The sequence below is a fragment of the Acinetobacter sp. PW68 genome (genome assembly GCF_020982655.1).
Lineage (GTDB): Bacteria > Pseudomonadota > Gammaproteobacteria > Pseudomonadales > Moraxellaceae > Acinetobacter > Acinetobacter towneri_A.
Genome location: NZ_JAHZSX010000001.1, coordinates 354,384 through 372,269 on the forward strand (window position 1 = coordinate 354,384; position 17,886 = coordinate 372,269).

Sequence of the window (17,886 nt, forward strand, 5' to 3'; positions counted from 1 at the left end):
TTGAGTTAAAGTTTTGGGGCTGTAAAATAGGTGATGTGTCTGAAATGAACCGATGCAATTTTCATAGCGCACCTGCTGCTATTACCCCACCGCTTTGCGTAACGATGTCGGCATTCTTATTTTCAGTTGTTGTACCAAATCGTAAATATGATGAATATTTAAGCTGACTTTAGCACGTGTGCATGCCACGTACAGCAGTCTTAATTCTTCATCACTAATTTTATGGTCCTTGTCGTTCAGTTTAAATTGATAATCGTCTTCAATCTGTACCCGATTCCATTCTAAACCTTTGGCTTTATGCGCTGTCGAAATAATATAGTCGGCTTGGTCAATTGGGGTGATTTTTGCCAACGCTCGTTTGAGTGGATCAGTACCATGATCATCCACCAGTTTGACTAAAGGCTTAATATCGCTGCCATCGTGGGTTTCACAATATTCATGTACATCATGCCAAGAGTTAAACCATGCCAATTCAGGAACATCGGTCACACGTTTGCCTTGTTTGAGCATTGCGGCAGCATCCACAAAACGGTTTAAGCGCACATGGTCGGCTTGCAGACTGACTTTATCGCCATGCACCAAACCTGCCAGTAGCAGTTCCATGGCACGGGCGTTGGTACGGCATAAAATCGCATCACGCATTTTGGTATGCGGTTTGTTGACCACTTTGGAATGTAATTCTGGATTGCCCAAGAGTGGCACGGTTTCATTCAGTCCGCCTAAAATGGCATTGGCCGTCAGCGCAATTTCTTCACCAAAACGGAAAGATGTGGTCAGGCGTGATTCAGGCAAGGGCAGTTGTTGCATGGCATTGACTGCACCACGCCATGCGTAAATTTGCTGGTGTGCATCGCCCACATAAATTACCTGCGTATTGCGTTGCTTGAGTAAAATACCCAACATGAGCGGGTCAGCATCTTGCGCTTCATCAAACAGGACATAATCGGCAGGAATGTTCGGTTCAGACAAAGCCCAAAGTTTGAGGTAAATATCGTGCCCAATACCAGCCTGATGATTGGGGTCAATCGACTCCAGCCAACGCCGCTCTACCGCAGGGTAAAGATGTTTTTGTAAAGTGTCGATGTCGTCTGGGTGCAACCAACTAGGTGCTTGTAAATGCCGTGGGGCAGGGTATTGTGAACTGGTCGAGCAGAAATAACTGACTGCATTTGCGACCAAGCTTGCTAATCGACTTGGCATCAGCACATATTTTTCATAACGTCCGCCCATCATCCGTCTAAGGGTAATTGGCTCTAAACGGTACTCTTTGGCAATAAAGCTAGGGCTTAAGCGTGGCAGACGTAATTTGTCGGTGACTCCACGTGGAACGCTGCGGTAAGCAAGCGAGTGGAAAGTGCGACAATCGACCTGACGGTGAAATTTACTCTGTGCTTCAGAGGCAATGGCTTTGTTAAAAGCCAAATACATGCCACGCCGCTCAGGCATGGCATCACTGATCATTTGTAAGGTCGTGGTTTTACCTGTGCCTGCATAGGCAATCACTTTAAAGGATTTACCCAGACGTGCGTTGTCTATGGCAGTGGTTTGCTCATAGGTCGGGCTGGGCTTGATAATGACAGACACAGATCAGCGTTGGTTTTAATTAAGCGTTAGTGGCTGCGGTTGGCTTTTTCAACTAAGCCAGATAAGCCTTGACGACGTGCCAATTCATTCAGTACCACTTGCGGCTCAATGTCGAAATAACCCAACATCACAATGCTGTGGAACCATAAATCGGCCACTTCATAAATTAGGTCATTTTTATTGTTGGCATTGGCTTCGGTGTTGAAGTCTTTGGCTGCGATAATGGCTTCTACGGTTTCTTCACCGACTTTTTCCAAAATTTTGTTCAAGCCTTTGTGGTACAGCTTTGCTACATAAGAAGAGTCAGGATTGGCGGTTTTACGCTCGCTCATCATTTGCCCTAAATAGGCCAAAACTTCAACCTGTTCAGCTTGTGCCTTAGACTGACTCATGGCCTGCGTGTGGGCATTGGCAGCTTGTTTACCGTAAATTTGATTTGGGTCTTTCAGTTGTGCATCTACAATTTCCCAGCCGTTGGCTGTGAGTTTGCGATAGAAACAAGATTCACGACCTGTGTGGCAGGCAATGCCGCCATGCTGTTCAATTTGTAGGATAATCACATCGGCATCGCAGTCTAGACGAATCTCATGCACGGTTTGAAAGTGTCCAGATTCTTCGCCTTTGTGCCACAACTTATTTCGCGAACGTGAAAAATACACTGCCTGATTTTTTTCGGCAGTCAGTGCCAATGCTTCACGGTTCATCCACGCCACCATCAACACACGTCCTGTTTGATGATGTTGTGCAATGGCAGGCACTAATCCTTGTTCGTTAAATTTTACTTCATCGAGCCATTGCAAGTTATTCATGAGTTGTTCACCAAAATTAATTTAAATTGTATGGATGCTATTTCTGAGCGCACGATTTTGCATCGTCCCTATAGTGTACGTGATTCAGGACAATTTACCTAAATTATCTTGCTAGATTTATGCTGTCAAAGCGTTTGCATAAACTGCGGGAAGTTTTGTTTTTCCACCATTTCCAAGAATTCATCACCCAAACGTTGGCTTTCCGCTACGGACTGTTTCCATAAGCGAATTCGCTGCGCTTGATCTAGACCTTTTAAAGTGAAGTCTTTACGATCTGGCAAACGGCCTAAAGGCAGGCTGCTCAAATATTCTGCCGAAGGTGATAGCAAAAGTGTACGTGCCTGATTTTCAGGATTGGCCTTGCGGTTTTTCAACATTTTATCGAACCAGCCTGGAGTGATGCTGTCAGTAAAGTGTGGATACAGCACGATGCCCTGACTCTGGTATGGCAAATCTAAGTGGTAGTCAATCAAGCCACCATCCCGATAACTACCCACTGGTGCATCAGGGATGTCACGAATAGCAGACATTACCCCTGGAATAGACGCTGAGGCGAGTAGCCACGGTGCGACATTGTGTTCATTTAGGGCTTGATAATGGGTGACAAAATCATCCTCAACCATAAACTGTTGCCCTTGCGCAGGTTGGCTGATGACACGCTGCATAAACAAGCGGTTATGTTTGCGTGCAATGGCATTGCTGCCAATAATTCCTGCCACAGAAGCGAGCAAAGCTAAGGCTTGGTCACTTTGGAAAATATGCTGAGCTTTGACTGAAATGACCGTCAGGTGATAGTCAGGGTGGTTGATCAGTTGTTGTTGCTGTCCCTGAATCAGTTCAAACAGCATATTTTGACAAATCTCGGCGACTTCTTGACGCGACATTTTTTTATGAAAATACAAGTTGGTGTATAAATCGGACAGACGCTCGGTACCTTGTTTTGCGCCCCAAGCTAAAATACTGGCAAAGCGCCAACTGCCAATGGAAGAACCGACCACGGTACGACGCTTTGGGGCTTGGGCAAAAAACTCGCCAAAAATAGCTTGGTCTAAGCCCTGAATGCCAATGCCTTTGGGACCGCCTGCTGCGCCTGGAATAATATCGACATGTTGGGCGTGTAAGCCTTCTTGTTCAATCAGTTGGCGTGCCAAATATCCTGCGCGAATACTGAGTGCAGGGGCACGTTTATGCAAAATCTGAGTCATGCTTAATCTATAACGCTACAAATGTGCATTAATTTTAGGTGTGGTGATATTTACAACAATGGCGAGAGGCATCACTTGGTGACTGATGAGTCATGCTATGGTTTTTTTGGTGAGTCAGGGCGAATCAGCACGATTAAAAAAATCCTGTTTTAAACAGGATTTTAGTATTTTATATTGTTTTATTAATACGTTATCAACACGTTTGGCTTTATTTAGCCATACGCCAAATCGCCAAAAAACTTGCCAACGCGATTAAAACAATAGAGATATACCACGGTGCAATAATCGCAATCGATAGGAAAATCGCCATAATGCTGCCAAAAATCCAACTGCGTTTTTGCTGATGTTCCATTTGCAGACGCATGCTTTGTAATTCATGCAATTGTTTGGAATGCCAAGCCGATTGGTTTTTTAAACCATTTAAACTGTCAATCATTAAACTTGGTAAGTCTTGCGCACCCAATAATAGGTCTGGAATTTGCTGTCCAATTTCTTTGACATTTTTGACTGGATTCATATTGGCTTTAATCCAATCCGTTAAAATTGGTTTTGCCAGTTTCCAGATATCCAGTTCAGGATATAAGTCTGTGCCCAAGCCTTCAACATGCACCAACGTTTTCAGGAGCAGCATCAATTGCGGTGGAATTTCCAAATGGAAGCGACGTGCAATATCCATGACCTGAATCAGAATGCCTGCAAAGTCCAATTCGTGCATCGGTTTAGACACCATTGGCCCAACAGTGCGACGCATTTCGCGGGCGAGGGCATCTTGATCCGTGCCAGGTGGAATCCAACCTGCTTGGTGCACCACTTGAATCAGCTGCATAAAGTTGCTGTTCATCACCGCCAGCAACATACGTGCTACGGTCATTTGGTCATGCTTAGATAGCTCGCCCATAATCGCACAATCTAGCGCAATAAAACGTGGATTATTCGGATTGATGGTTTCCACAAAGACGTTGCCAGGGTGCATATCGGCATGGAAAAAGTTGTCACGGAACACTTGGGTAAAGAAAATGGTGAGACCTTTTTCTGCCAAATCGGCTCGATCCATTCCCAAACGATCAAAGGTTGCCGTGTCGGAAATCGGCACACCTGTAATGCGTTCTGCCACCATCACATCTTTACTGTCCAAATAGACTTCAGGCACGTACATCATGCTTGAGCCCGTAAAGTAGTGACGCATGCGGCGGGTGTTGTTGGCTTCTAAGGTTAAATCGAGTTCGTTAAGAATAATTTGACGATAGTCCTGAATAATTTCAGATAAATGTAGAGCGCGTGCTGCTTCTAGACGTTTTTCAAGTGCTGCGCCAAGCCATTCCAGAATTTCGAAATCTTGCAGAATTTGCTGGCGAATATCGGGTCGGGTGACTTTAACTACGACTTCACGACCATCATGCAAGGCAGCGGTATGGACTTGCGCAATAGAGGCTGCTGCTAAGGGTTGCTCATCAAAACGCGCAAACAGGGTGTTGATGTCTGCCTTGAGCGATTGCTGAATTCGCATTTGTGCCACGTCAGACCCGAATGGTTTGACACGGTCTTGTAGCAACACCAATTGCTGTAAAACCTCAGGTGGAATCAGGTCGCGACGCGTAGACAGCAATTGCCCGAGCTTAATCGCCAATGGTCCCATTTCCTCTAAAGCCTCTTTGAGCTTCAGCGGGTTTTTACGTTCTTTACTTGACCAAGCGGCAGGGTGCATGCGAATAAAACTGAGCGCATGACGTGCTTTTTCTGGTAGTTCTTCCGCAGGAAACAACGTATCGAGTCTATAGTGCGCGGCAATGCGCCAAAGTTCGAGTAAACGTGAAACATGCGGAATCATAAAGACTTATTCCCTAGGATTGAGTTGAATTTAAGGTGTCAGAAGCGGTATCTGGCTGTGCATCAAGCTGCGCTTGTAGCTGTCGAATTTTGGCTTCGGCACGATCTAAATTTTGATTGAAAATTCGGGTATCTTGCTGCAAATCATGCATTTGCCAGCGTGGAGCAAATAAGCCAGTATCTTCTTTTAACGCATCTTCAGCAAAGAATAAATAACTTTCTAAAGAACGTTTTAAATGTTTCGGTGCCAGCTGGATTTTGCCAATTTCATGCGCCAAAGCAGGGCCAATCCACGGGCTTAAGTGTGCGGCCAAGTCTGGTTCAGCCTGCTGCATAATACGCTGAATATCTTGCAAAAGATGATAATCACCTTGCAATGGGATATTACCGACATCTTCAGCCAATAGCAGTTTGATCAGCTCAACCACATTTTTTACATGCAAGGTCGCCGTTGCTTCATTCATGCTTGACTGCTGCTCGAATGTGCGTTGTTCAAAGATGGATACACTTTCAGTGTGTCCTGTTGGCGTCGGCTCCAGGCGAACCTTGCCATCGTCAAAAAACACATCGACAGAGAGCTGTGGCGAGTCAATCACCACACGCAACATTTTGCCTTTCAACTCATTGAGCTGAATGCGAGTAATGGCATCCAGATCAATCATATGATGAATTAATCGTTCAACTGCACCGAGTGCCAGAATCGACCACATAGCATAAAACCTTAAAGTTTAAAGCCGCGGTGAACCGCCACAATACCACCCGTAAGATTGTGGTAATCACAGTTTTGGAAGCCTGCGTGTTCCATCATGCCTTTGAGGGTACGCTGGTCAGGATGCATACGAATAGATTCAGCCAAGTATTTATAGCTTTCTGAGTCATTTGCGACAATTTTACCCATGAGTGGTAATGCCGTGAATGAATATAGGTCGTATAGCTTAGAGAATGGCTCAAAGACAGGTTTTGAAAATTCTAAAATCAATAAACGACCACCTGGCTTAAGTACACGATACATTGCGGCTAAGGCTGCATCTTTATCGGTCACGTTGCGCAAGCCAAATGAAATGGTCAGCAAGTCAAAGCTGTTGTCTTCAAAAGGTTCTAAAGTTTCGGCATTGGCCAGTACGAAATCTACATTGGTACAGCCTGCATCAATGAGACGGTCACGCCCAACATTCAGCATAGATTCGTTAATATCTGACAGTACCACATGACCTGTAGGGCCAACTTCACGGCTAAACACTTTAGCTAAGTCACCTGTGCCACCCGCAATATCCAGTACACGCTGACCACGGCGTACGCCTGACATATTAATTGCAAAACGCTTCCATAAACGGTGAATACCAAATGACATTAAGTCATTCATAATGTCGTATTTGCTTGCAACCGAATGGAAGACTTCAGCGACTTTGTGGGCTTTATCTTCACTGCTAACGGTTTGATAGCCGAAGTGTGTGGTTGCACCGACATTACCTGTATTGGCGCCGCGCGGCAAATTATATTTTGGCACTGAACCTGTGACAGGTGTGTCCGTTAATTTTTGTTCTAAAGATTGTTGCTGACCTTGTGGAGCGCCTTGTGGTAGAGCTTCGGTTAAGAATGGACTCACTTTGTCTGTTGGTTGTGCCGACTCGGGAGTAGCGGTAGGCGTTTGATTTTCATTCGACATTGGAGTCACTCCTCAGGATAAAAAGGCTTAAGGCTGCAGTGTATGCATGATGACAGATTCTAAGCACTTGTACAGTAATCATCATGCAATTGTTATGAATAATATACAGAAAAAACCAAAGATTGCGTAAGTGTGCGGCATAAGTGTTGGTTATTTCACACATTTGGATTATTAAAATGGATGCAAATCACCCGCATGCACTTTGGCAATAATTTCACGTTCTGTAGTAGTAAATTGTTTCACAAATTTCTCTGCAGACTTTAATGGTTTCATGGCTAAAAAACCATCTTGCATAAACTCATACATAATTTGAAAACTGTATTTTTGCGCTGCGCCTTTACACATTTTGAAAGCGGTATAGACCACAAAAGAGCGCATATATTTATCTAGGTTTTTACCCAATTCATCTAACATATTAAGTTGCTGTAAGCGCGCTTCGCCCTGATCAAGCTTTAAATAAGTCAGACGCATCATCTCATCATTTAAAGGCATATTTTCAGGATAGTCCTGCAGCAATTGTATCGCGACTTGTTCATCTAACTGCACCGCTAAAATCGCCAGACTCACTCCTGATGTCCCTGTTTTGATTGCATTTTCAGGAATGTATTTTTCAGCTTTATGTGCATATTTCAATAGGCGGGCAATTTGACCTGCCAAAGCGTCAAAATCAGGGCCACCATATAAGCGATTTAAAAAATATTCAGCCATTAAGACATTGTGCTTTTCGGTAAACTGTGTGGCATGGGTGCGTTGCATACGCTGCTTTTGCCATGCTTGTACATCTTGTAGGCGTTGAAATAAAACAGGATTTTTATGATATTTAAATTGATAATACAGTTCTAATAGCTTATCTAAAGCAGCAAGTTTAGACATAGGGTGTCTCATGATTGAGTTGAATGGGCAAATCTTAATGTGAGTTTGGGCTTCTCGCTATGACAAATTGCACAGAATTCCTAATGGCAGAGGTCAGTGTGTGAGATGAATCTACAAAAAAATGCCAAAAGTTTAAAAAAAATGGGTCGAAATTTGTATACTGATGCAATAACACAAGAACAGAGCAGATGATGTCAAAAGCAAATACTGAATTTAAACTCATGGAAGAAGAACAACTTTCAGTCAAGCTCATTGAAGCTCAATATGCTTTAAAAAATACCAAAGGTGAAAAAAATGCCAAAAGCTTGCTGATTTTAGTAAGTGGTATTGAGTTGGCAGGTAAGGGTGAGGCGGTTAAACAATTAAGAGAATGGGTCGATCCGCGTTATTTAAGGGTAAAAGCCGATGCTCCCAATCCGTTTAATCCCAAACAGGCATTTTGGCAGCCTTATGCACGTTTTATTCCTGCCGAAGGTCAAATCATGTTGATGTTTGGCAACTGGTATAGTGACTTATTAAGCACAGCCATGCATGTGTCCAAACAAATTGATGACACGATGTTTGATAATTATGTTGAAAAAATGCGTGCCTATGAAGAAGACTTAAAAAATAATCATGTGGATGTCATCAAAATCTGGTTCGATTTATCGTGGAAATCATTACAAAAACGACTGGATGATATGGAGCCGAGCGAAGTGCATTGGCATAAATTGCACGGTTTGGATTGGCGCAATAAAAAACAATATGACAATATACAGAAGCTGCGCCAACGCTTTACCGATGATTGGATTATGATTGATTGCGAAGATGAAACCATCCGCGATCAGCAATTTGCACAGCATATTTTACGTGCATTACAGCATTGTCCTGTGCATCCAACCAGTTCGGGGATTACTTGGCAAGCTGCAGAAATTCCTGAAGTTTTACTTAACCCTGTATCTGAATCGGTCAGTGATGATGACTATAAAGCAGAGTTAAAGAAACTCACTAAAAAAGTGGCAGATGCACTGCGTTTTGATAACCGTAATGTCAGCCTTGTTTTTGAAGGGATGGACGCTGCAGGCAAAGGCGGCGCGATTAAGCGGATTGTAAAAAAACTGGATCCGCGTGAATACGAAATTTATACCATTAGCGCCCCTGAAGCCTTTGAAATCAGCCGTCCTTATTTGTGGCGTTTTTGGACGAAAATTCTGCCTGAAGAAAAAATCAATATTTTTGACCGTTCTTGGTATGGGCGGGTATTGGTGGAACGTGTAGAAAGTTTGATTAGTCCACTGGAATGGCAGCGTGCCTATGACGAAATCAACCGCTTTGAACAAGATTTAAATGACCATCAAACTGTCGTGATTAAATTTTGGTTAGCCATTAGTAAAGATGAGCAAGAGCTGCGTTTTAAAGCACGTCAGGAAACCCTACATAAGCGTTTTAAAATTACAGATGAAGATTGGCGTAACCGTAGCCGCTGGGATGATTATTTGGTGGCTGCGGCAGATATGCTGCAACGTACCAGTACTGAATATGCACCGTGGCATATCATTCCAAGTAATGACAAAAATGCAGCACGTTTGGAAATTTTAAGAACAATCTTGAAACAACTCAAGGCAGAATAATCTGCCTTGAGGCTGTAAAGTCTGTGTGTTGAGTGAGCTTGATTTAAGAATTAAGCATTCACAACTTTGGCTTGTTTAAGCTGAATGCTTTTTGCCAGTTTGTAGCTTTCTTCAACATGCGTTTCGGCAATTTTTTTCATAATAAAATAACCTAACCCTGCAGCCACCATTTGACCACCCAATGGAATAAACTTGGTGACTTGTTTGGTGATGTATTTGGCTGCGACATTATTCAGAGATTTTTTTACTGCAGTGCGCGCTACGACTAAACCTGAAAATTCTACACCGCGTTTACGTAATTCGCTCCAGTGGACTTTTCGGGTTTCAGGATCGTACACACTGATTTGCTCAGGAGATAAGCCAAAACGTGCATTAATTTCTGGAACCAGTTGCGACAAGATGCCCACATCAATCATGACGTCCAAAAATGGCACAGGAATGACTGCTGCGCCTGCTGAAAAATAGGCACGTTTTTTGACCAGTTCTAAGCATTCTGCACGAATCTTTTCTAAGTCTAGGCTTGGATCAATGCTGTCTGGAATTGTCTCTCTTTTTATCATAGGTACAACCTTAAATTGGCGAGTAATTGTATGCTGTATGCTAAAGCTAAATAAACTACTTTGCTCAAAGCAATTTTGAAAAAAGTAGGCAATAAAAGTATGCTTGTAAAGTGGCATATACCATTGTAAGTGTATAGCCAATAATCTTTATTCTTTTGTTGTACTTGGGCGAGTGACAGATCAACTGCCTTCTCGTACTTTCATTTTAAAATAAATTTAAGGGCAGCTGATGGCGATTCATGTCATACAAAGTCAACGTATAGAAGTTTTAGTCAATGAAATGTTGAAAACCATACGTCAACCGACATCAAATCCGCTTCAGGTCCTACAAACTCAGCATTTTATTGTACCTTCGCTAGCTGTAGAGAAATGGCTAACGGAAAAAATTGCTGAACAAAAAGGCATTAGTGCCAATACTGAATTTCATCATCGTATTCGTGCCTTTCAATGGGCGGCTTATCAGGCAGTTTTAGATGATAAAGATCGGGTTCGTCAGGCAAATATTCCACGTATTGTGATGCAATGGCGTGTGTTTTATAACTTGCAACCGTGGATACAACATGAACAAAATCCATTGCCTGCCGAGCATGCTTTACATTCTTTGATCCAACGAATTTATGACAGTGCAGAGCAGTTGCCACAAGATTTAGAAAAGCAGCTTAAAAAGCAAAATATGCTGTATTGGGTGGCAGATAAAGTTTCGCGGTTATTTAGCAATTACATGGTTTATCGTGGTTTTTGTCAAAAAGGCTGCGAGGGAGTCTGCCAATGCCAAAGCAATTGGTTGGCGGTTTGGGGGCAGCAGAAACGTCTGAATTTAAAGCAGCAAATTTATACCCCTAAAAACTTTGCGAGTGAAGAAGAAAAACAAGCGGCATTGGAAATAGCTGCATTTACTCAAGCGCAAGCCGAAGAATTAGAGCAATGGCAAAGTTGGTTATGGTCGCATATTTTTCATGCGGATTTCGAAAAAATGCAGGAGATTGACCAGCAATTTTGGCAAGCCTTGGGCGATCCTGAAAATCCAAATCCGTGTATGAACAAATTACCCAAACAGTTGGTGATTTTTACCTTATTAGACTTGCCGCCAAGTCAATTGTGGTTTATTCGCCGTTTGGCACAGTATATGGATATTTTTATTCTGCATTACAACCCATCGCAAGAATATTGGGCAGACATGGTCGATCCTAAATGGAAATTAAACATGGATGCGCGAATCAAAAGTCGTTTTATTCGTGAGATGGAAAGTCAAAATAAAGCGGTAAGTGATGATGATATTGCTGCGTATATCAAAAAATATAATGGTGAATTTAATGCTGATATGCGTGAGTCACATCATCCCTTGCTAACACGTTTTGGCAAACAGGCGCGGGATCACTTTTCTTTGTTGGCGGCGTTATCGAGTGGTGACGAAGGCGAGTGGTACGATCTTTTCCCTGAAGAAGAGCCGCAACATTTACTGGGTAAAATTCAATCGGATGTGTTGAATTTGGTTGAGCCAGCCGCGCAGGCGTATGACTTAGACCCTGCCGATGAGTCACTGCAGATTCATGTGTGCCATTCAAGTTTACGTCAGCTTGAGGTTCTCAAAGATCATTTAATTGCGTGGCTTGGACAAGATGACAGCCGCCAAGCCAGTGATATTTTGGTATTGAGTCCGAAACTCAAAGAACAAGAGTCTTTAATTCGCAGCGTATTTGCTGCACCGCCAAGTGAGCGTGATCTTTATCAGAAAGGACAACAAAAAGCACAGCAAAATCAAGCCACTTTAGGGCATCAACTGACTCAAGACAGTGTGTATTTGCCTATTCAAATTGCAGGCATCAGCTCTTTAGATATTCATAATGCATGGCGAGCAGTGGTTGGGCGTATCACGTTGGTACAAGGACGTTTTAGCTTTGAAGAGTTTGGCGACTGGTTGAGTTTGGCTGCGACACAACAGCGTTACGCCTTGAATTTAAATAATATTGAGCGCATGAATGAGTTGTTGGCCAATGCGGGTTTTAAACGTGGTTTGGATGCCGAGCATTTAAAACGTAGTCTGAGTGCAGATGATCAAGATTATCGGTTTAGCTTAAAGTTTGCTTTAGATCGTTTGGCTTTGGGCGTTGCAGTGCCAGAGCATTGCGTGGTTCAACACACTTTAAGTTATGCTGATGTGCAAAGCAGCGATTTTGAGTTGATCTTTAAACTGATTCAAATTTATCAGGATTTTGCACAGCGCCGTGATTGGCTGATTCAGCATGAATTGGGGCAAGCCAAAACGGTGGAATATTGGCTCAAGCAACTGATGCAAGATTTGAGTGAATTTCAGGATGCTGGGGTAGATGTGTTGGCATCGGTGTTTAGTTTGGTGCAAAAACATGATCGTATGTTGACCTTAGCCAGTTATTTTGATGCACAATCGGGTCAAGATTTGCGTCAATTAAGCTTACCGCTCGATTATATTCTGCAAGAAATTTCAGCCCAGCTCGAAACCCAACTCGAACAAGCCAGCCCATCGGGCGCCATTACCTTTAGCCAAATTGGTGCAATTCGTCCACTGCCATATAAGCTGATTGTGATGTTGAATTTGGATAATGGCGTGTTCCCAAGTCGTGATCAGCAATTGGCTTTTGATTTGATGCAATTATTAAAACCACAACTGGGAGATCGTTCACGGATTGAGGATGATCAGGGGGCATTTTTAGACAGTTTATTGTTGGCGCAAGACAGTGTTTGGCTATTTTATAACGGTTTTGATGTCAGCGATGGTGAGGTACGTGATCCATCCGTGGTGGTGCAGGAATTTGTGCAGCATTTGGCATTGATTGTGAAACATCCTGATGGCGCTAGCGATTCACGCTTAAACTTGAATGGTGTCGAAATTCCTGCGCAATTGAAATCTCTTTATTATTTACATAGTTTGCAACCTTTCGATCAGCTGCGTTTTGCTGAAAGCCGTGAAGTTCGCTTTAAAGATCAATGGTATCGGGTGGCTAAACAAATGCAGCAAGAAACCACACCACGTGAAGCATGGTTTGGAGAATATCCATTATTGCCGCAAGATGTGGTGGTCTTAGACAGTATGCAATGGATTCGAGATGTGTGTTTCCCTGCGCGTGCCTATTTAAAAGCGATTGGGGTCGAAAATTTACAATCCGACACTGCTGCAATGAACCACGAGCCGCTGATTTTAAATGGCTTGGAAAAATATAGTGTGCGTGATTTTTTACTGCAACATGGCGAGCAAGATGCAGAAAGCTTGTTGCAAGATACCTTGCCTGTGGGCAAAACCTTAAATGCCACGTTTCAAACGGGACTGCAAGAACAGCAATATTTACGTGACACACTGCAGCAATTTGCAGATGAAGCAACCGCAACAACGCAACAGCTATGGAAAATGAATCCACATTTGCATATCCGTATTCAAGTGCCTGAACAGCCGACAAAGCTTTGGTGTAGCGTGGTGGCAGCGAGTGCCAGACCAAGAAAATATGCCGAAGTGTGGTTGGAATATCTGTTCTGGGTGGTCTATCAGAATACAGAACAACAAGATTTAGAGCGGATTGTGGTGTGTAAAGATGCGGTGATTCATTTTGCCAATATCAATGCACAGCAAGCACACGAGTATTTAGCCCAGTGGTTTGAGTTCTGGAAACACGCACAGCAATATCCTGTGTTATTGCCTGCGGCTTTAGTTTTAAAAATGAAAGATAAAAAAGAATTTGAAATCCAATGGGATGAAGCTCAGTCCGATCAGGTTTTGAATATGGAAAGCTTCGTAAAACATTGGCATGACGGTGCTTGGGGAGGTTTTATTGATGAAAGTGAGAAAAACCACCCAGACTGGGCATTTATTTTTCAAGACAGTGAAACTGAACCGTTGTTGATTGAGGCGTTTAAGCAATATAGCCATCGACTGTATCAGCCCATCATTGAAAATTATGAGTCTGCGAAAAATCTTCAAAAACAAGGGGAATCTGCGTGAACTCATCGAGCCCATTCCCAATTTGTTATGACCCAATTCAACAGATGCAATTTAAAGGTTTGCATTGGATTGAAGCATCGGCAGGTACAGGCAAAACCTATACTTTATCGAGTTTAATGGTGCGGATTTTCCTGAAAGATTATTTGCCTAATCAAGTGATTGCGACCACATTTACCCGTGCCGCCGCAGCCGAGCTAAAAAGTCGTATTCGTGCACGCTTGCTTGAAACCCAACAATATATCGACCAGTGTTTAAACCAGTCTTTAGATCAACGCGCCCTTGCAGAGAAAATTGCACAACTACAAGATCCTTTACTCAAACATATTTTGCAGGAATATCGTTTAAAACTGGACTATGCCAGTTCACGTTTGAGGTTGGTGATTGCACAACTCGATGAATTATTTGTCGGAACATTGGATAGCTTTAGCCAAAAATTATTGCGTGAATTTTCCTTTGAAAGTGGCAAAATTGAGCGTGCCAATATTACCGACCAAGCATCGGTTTATACCGAACAATTGCTGCATGATGTGCTGCGTGAATGGATTCAGGCACAGCCTCAGCATGTTGTGGACTATATGTTGTTATGTGGGCGGTTGAAATCGGCAGCAGACTATGAGGGGCTGGTCAATACCAGTTTGAATTTTGCATCGGCAGAGATTCAGGGCATAGATCAGGCACAATTGGAGGTACAAGATTTAGCAGAGGCGTTGCAGAATTTAACCAGTATCACCATCCCACAAATTGAAGAATTAAAAGAATATTATGATGGTGAATATACTTTTGGTTTTTCTAAGGTTGTGGCAGGTGAACAAGGGGCTGTAATACATCAAATTTTTACGGATGCTTTGCCAAAACTGATTGAAAAAATTAAGCACAATCCTTTAGAACATTTTTTTAATTCACATCTTGCTGCGTTGTTTAATGCGGTCTTTGCACTTTATTTCACTAAAGACGGTAAGCTCAGGAAATCAATTTTTAACAATCCGAAAGCACCATGTACGCAAGAGGTGCAAGATGCTTTTTTTGATCATCCTGTGATCCGTAAAATTAAAGCAGTGGTGGATGCCAAACTTAATTTTGAGCGTCAAATTGAATTGGTGGATACCAATTTAAAATTCTATTTGGTACAACACGTCAAACAGCGTTTACCGCAACTTTTACAGCAAAAAGGGGAAACCACTTTTGCCCAACAAATTCGCAGTTTAGCTGAAGCTTTGCAGGGAGAACGTGGGCAGCGTTTTGCACAGTTTGTGCATACGCGTTATCCACTGATTTTGGTGGATGAATTTCAGGATACCAACCAAGATCAAGATGACATGCTGGCACAAATTTGGCGTAATCCGAAGTGGTATGCGCGTGGTTGTATGATTATGGTGGGCGATCCTAAGCAGGCGATTTATGGTTTCCGCGGTGGTGATATGCTGACCTATAACAATGCCCGCGATGATGTGCTGAAAAAACAAGGTCGCATTTACTCGCTCAGACAAAATCATCGTTCAGTGAAAGAGCTGGTCAGTGTGGTGGATGAGTTATTTCAACGCCAACCCGCTTTTGGTGAAAAAGTGATTTATGATCCTGTTATTGCTGGTTCACGTCCTCATCCTGCCTTAATGGATCGGCAACAGGCCAATCCCGCACCGCTGCGTTGGGTAACAGTGGAACATGAACAGGATGAGTCCATTCAAATTGCACGAAAAATTCGTGAGTTATTAAATCAAGGTATCGCAGGCGATTTATATTTTGATCATTCTGAAGGCAAAGTTGCTTTGCAAGCCGATGATATTGCCATTTTATCGACCAGTCATAAAAAGCTTGACCAAGCCCAATACGAGCTTGAACGGATTGGAATTCAGGTTAATAGAAGTAGTCAGCGCAGTGTTTTTACAGGCTTTTTAGCCAAAGATGTGGCGGCAATTTTAACCGCAATTTTACATCCTTATGATGAAGCCAAGGTCAAGCGTGCCTTGCTGACACGTTTGTTGGGCTATAACCTGCAACAGTTGATTGAGCTTGAGCAACAAGGTTTGGGTCAGTTTATTTATGACTTCGATTGCATTCGTGAAATGTGGGTCAATAAAGGCTTTTTAACCGCATGGAATTACTGCCTGAACTTATTTAAAATTTGGGAAAATTTGGTGGCAAAACGCAGTTTTGACAATGAACGGCATGTGGTGAATTTACGCCATTTAACCGAATTGCTGAGTCGTCAAAGTGAACGCCATCAAGGGGCTTACATGCTGTATTACTGGTATTTACAGCAAGTTGAATCACCTGCCAAACGCGATTGGGAAATTGAACGAAAACTTTCTAATGCGGCAGGCGTGAAATTGATGACCATTCACCAGTCCAAAGGCTTGGAGTTTAAAGTGGTCTTTTTGATGTCGGCAGATCAGCCGCCCAAATCTGACAAGTCTGCTTTGGTGTTTGCAACGCAGGAAGAGCAAGGTATTGAGCAACGTATCATTGCCATTAAACATAAAGACATAGATGCCACAGCAATGCAGCAGCACAGTGAGCGCCGTTTGGCAGAGTTGAATCGGCTTTGGTATGTGGCACTCACCCGTGCCAGTTACCGGGTCTATGCGATGCTAAAACAGCCTACGCCTGCAAAAGAAGGTAAAAAAGAGGCTGCACCAAAATCTGCTGGTTTAAATGTCTGGCGTTTACAAGCGCCAAGTTCAGCAGAAATTGCAGCAGCATGGAGCTGTGATGAAGCACCTCTGACACAATTAGCGGCAGCATTACAACTTGAACAAGTGCAAGAAATTAAGATTGAAGCTGCAGATTTTCCGCAGCGTCGCTTTTATCCACGAACCAAAACCAGTTTTAGTGGCTTGGCACAACATTTACCTGCCGCCATGCGTAGCGATACTTTGGCATTGGCAAGCGAGGAGCAGGCTGCTGCTGCCGACGAAATCAATCAGGAACCTGTCGAAACGGAACAGGAAATCGTACAGGTGGCTCAACCGATTGCATGGATCAAAGCTAATTTTCAGCGTGGTACTCAAGCGGGGAGTTTTTTACATAAACTCTTTGAATATATCGACTTTCAAGCCAGTCATGATGACATTTTTGAAGAAGTCAAACGCCGTTTTCATAACGACAAAGAGTTTAATTCAGATGTGTTATTGGTAGATTTGATTGCAAAACTCGACACTGCCAAAGGCAGCGCGACTGTGCAGGAAGCAGATATTTTTGCGCACATGACCGAGTGGCTGAAGGATGTGTTGAATACGCCTTTGCACGATACTTTCCAGCTCTCGGCTTTATCTACAGCACATTATTTATCAGAGTTTCCATTCTATTTGGCGTTGGCAGATCAGCGTTTATTTATTCAAGCGATTCAGCAATTGTTTGAAGATGTGGGTCATCCTATTCAAGATTTAAATGAAGCCGCTACTGCACGTTATCTGACAGGCTCAATTGACTTGGTTTATTTTGATGGGCAGTGTTATCACATTGCCGACTATAAGAGTAATTATTTGGGTGCCGATCAGCGCGATTATGAAAAAACCAACCTTGAACACAACATGACCCAATCGAGTTATTGGTTACAAGCGGCCTTGTATTTGGTGGCGTTGCACCGTTATTTGGGCAGTCGTTTGCAAGATTATGATATTCGGCAACATTTGGGTGGAGCCAGTTATTTGTATTTGCGTGGTATGCAGGGGCAAGCAGGGCAAGGGGTTTGTCATTGGCGGCCAGATGCGGAATTTATTCTGCAACTAGATCAAATATTGGGTTACTTTGAACTTAAAAAATAACGCTAAGTTAGCTTATCG

11 protein-coding genes are annotated in these 17,886 nt (G+C 43.0%); 3 read left to right on the forward strand and 8 right to left on the reverse strand.

All coding sequences use genetic code 11. The features are described from left to right. Positions 1–81: 81 nt before the first annotated feature. The 7 genes from K1T76_RS01630 to K1T76_RS01660 form a co-directional block, all read right to left on the reverse strand. Positions 82–1,584: a UvrD-helicase domain-containing protein gene (locus K1T76_RS01630; RefSeq protein WP_019836069.1), complete on the reverse strand. Its 1,503-nt coding sequence runs from the start codon at positions 1,582–1,584 to the stop codon at positions 82–84. A gap of 26 nt (positions 1,585–1,610) precedes the next feature. Continuing rightward, positions 1,611–2,393, reverse strand: a complete 783-nt coding sequence (gene hisIE, locus K1T76_RS01635) for a bifunctional phosphoribosyl-AMP cyclohydrolase/phosphoribosyl-ATP diphosphatase HisIE (RefSeq protein WP_230243933.1) — start codon at positions 2,391–2,393, stop codon at positions 1,611–1,613. Between the two features lie 125 nt (positions 2,394–2,518). Beyond that, positions 2,519–3,598, reverse strand: a complete 1,080-nt coding sequence (locus K1T76_RS01640) for a patatin-like phospholipase family protein (protein WP_230243934.1) — start codon at positions 3,596–3,598, stop codon at positions 2,519–2,521. Between the two features lie 208 nt (positions 3,599–3,806). Next, positions 3,807–5,426, reverse strand: coding sequence for an ABC1 kinase family protein (locus tag K1T76_RS01645; protein ID WP_019836066.1), 1,620 nt, complete (start codon positions 5,424–5,426; stop codon positions 3,807–3,809). Positions 5,427–5,439: 13 nt separating this feature from the next. After that, the gene (locus tag K1T76_RS01650) at positions 5,440–6,135 is read right to left on the reverse strand and encodes a ubiquinone biosynthesis accessory factor UbiJ (protein ID WP_230243935.1); all 696 of its coding nucleotides are present in this window, start codon (positions 6,133–6,135) and stop codon (positions 5,440–5,442) included. 11 nt (positions 6,136–6,146) lie between these two features. Beyond that, positions 6,147–7,091: a bifunctional demethylmenaquinone methyltransferase/2-methoxy-6-polyprenyl-1,4-benzoquinol methylase UbiE gene (gene ubiE / locus K1T76_RS01655; protein ID WP_019836065.1), complete on the reverse strand. Its 945-nt coding sequence runs from the start codon at positions 7,089–7,091 to the stop codon at positions 6,147–6,149. A gap of 171 nt (positions 7,092–7,262) precedes the next feature. Further along, positions 7,263–7,964, reverse strand: a complete 702-nt coding sequence (locus K1T76_RS01660) for an FFLEELY motif protein (protein WP_230243936.1) — start codon at positions 7,962–7,964, stop codon at positions 7,263–7,265. A gap of 191 nt (positions 7,965–8,155) precedes the next feature. Here K1T76_RS01660 and pap point away from each other — a divergent pair, with 191 nt between their 5' ends. Beyond that, the gene (gene pap, locus K1T76_RS01665; RefSeq protein WP_230245604.1) at positions 8,156–9,574 is read left to right on the forward strand and encodes a polyphosphate:AMP phosphotransferase; all 1,419 of its coding nucleotides are present in this window, start codon (positions 8,156–8,158) and stop codon (positions 9,572–9,574) included. 50 nt (positions 9,575–9,624) lie between these two features. On the opposite strand, the gene K1T76_RS01670 is transcribed toward pap, so the two are convergent. Continuing rightward, positions 9,625–10,134, reverse strand: coding sequence for a hypothetical protein (locus tag K1T76_RS01670; protein ID WP_019836062.1), 510 nt, complete (start codon positions 10,132–10,134; stop codon positions 9,625–9,627). A gap of 229 nt (positions 10,135–10,363) precedes the next feature. Between K1T76_RS01670 and K1T76_RS01675 the strand changes: the two genes are divergently transcribed. Continuing rightward, entirely contained in the window at positions 10,364–14,104 is a 3,741-nt protein-coding gene (locus K1T76_RS01675; RefSeq protein ID WP_230243937.1) for an exodeoxyribonuclease V subunit gamma, read from the forward strand. Next, on the forward strand, positions 14,101–17,868 hold the full coding sequence (locus K1T76_RS01680; protein WP_230243938.1) for a UvrD-helicase domain-containing protein: 3,768 nt from the start codon (positions 14,101–14,103) through the stop codon (positions 17,866–17,868). The genes K1T76_RS01675 and K1T76_RS01680 overlap by 4 nt, the downstream gene beginning before the upstream one ends. Positions 17,869–17,886: the final 18 nt, after the last annotated feature.

What these genes read in the sequence shown, in the direction of transcription:
- hisIE (WP_230243933.1), bottom strand. Translation starts at nt 2,393, where the DNA reads ATGAATAACTTGCAATGGCTCGATGAAGTAAAATTTAACGAACAAGGA.
- K1T76_RS01640 (WP_230243934.1), bottom strand. Translation starts at nt 3,598, where the DNA reads ATGACTCAGATTTTGCATAAACGTGCCCCTGCACTCAGTATTCGCGCA.
- K1T76_RS01645 (WP_019836066.1), bottom strand. Translation starts at nt 5,426, where the DNA reads ATGATTCCGCATGTTTCACGTTTACTCGAACTTTGGCGCATTGCCGCG.
- K1T76_RS01650 (WP_230243935.1), bottom strand. Translation starts at nt 6,135, where the DNA reads ATGTGGTCGATTCTGGCACTCGGTGCAGTTGAACGATTAATTCATCAT.
- ubiE (WP_019836065.1), bottom strand. Translation starts at nt 7,091, where the DNA reads ATGTCGAATGAAAATCAAACGCCTACCGCTACTCCCGAGTCGGCACAA.
- K1T76_RS01660 (WP_230243936.1), bottom strand. Translation starts at nt 7,964, where the DNA reads ATGTCTAAACTTGCTGCTTTAGATAAGCTATTAGAACTGTATTATCAA.
- pap (WP_230245604.1), top strand. Translation starts at nt 8,156, where the DNA reads ATGTCAAAAGCAAATACTGAATTTAAACTCATGGAAGAAGAACAACTT.
- K1T76_RS01670 (WP_019836062.1), bottom strand. Translation starts at nt 10,134, where the DNA reads ATGATAAAAAGAGAGACAATTCCAGACAGCATTGATCCAAGCCTAGAC.
- K1T76_RS01675 (WP_230243937.1), top strand. Translation starts at nt 10,364, where the DNA reads ATGGCGATTCATGTCATACAAAGTCAACGTATAGAAGTTTTAGTCAAT.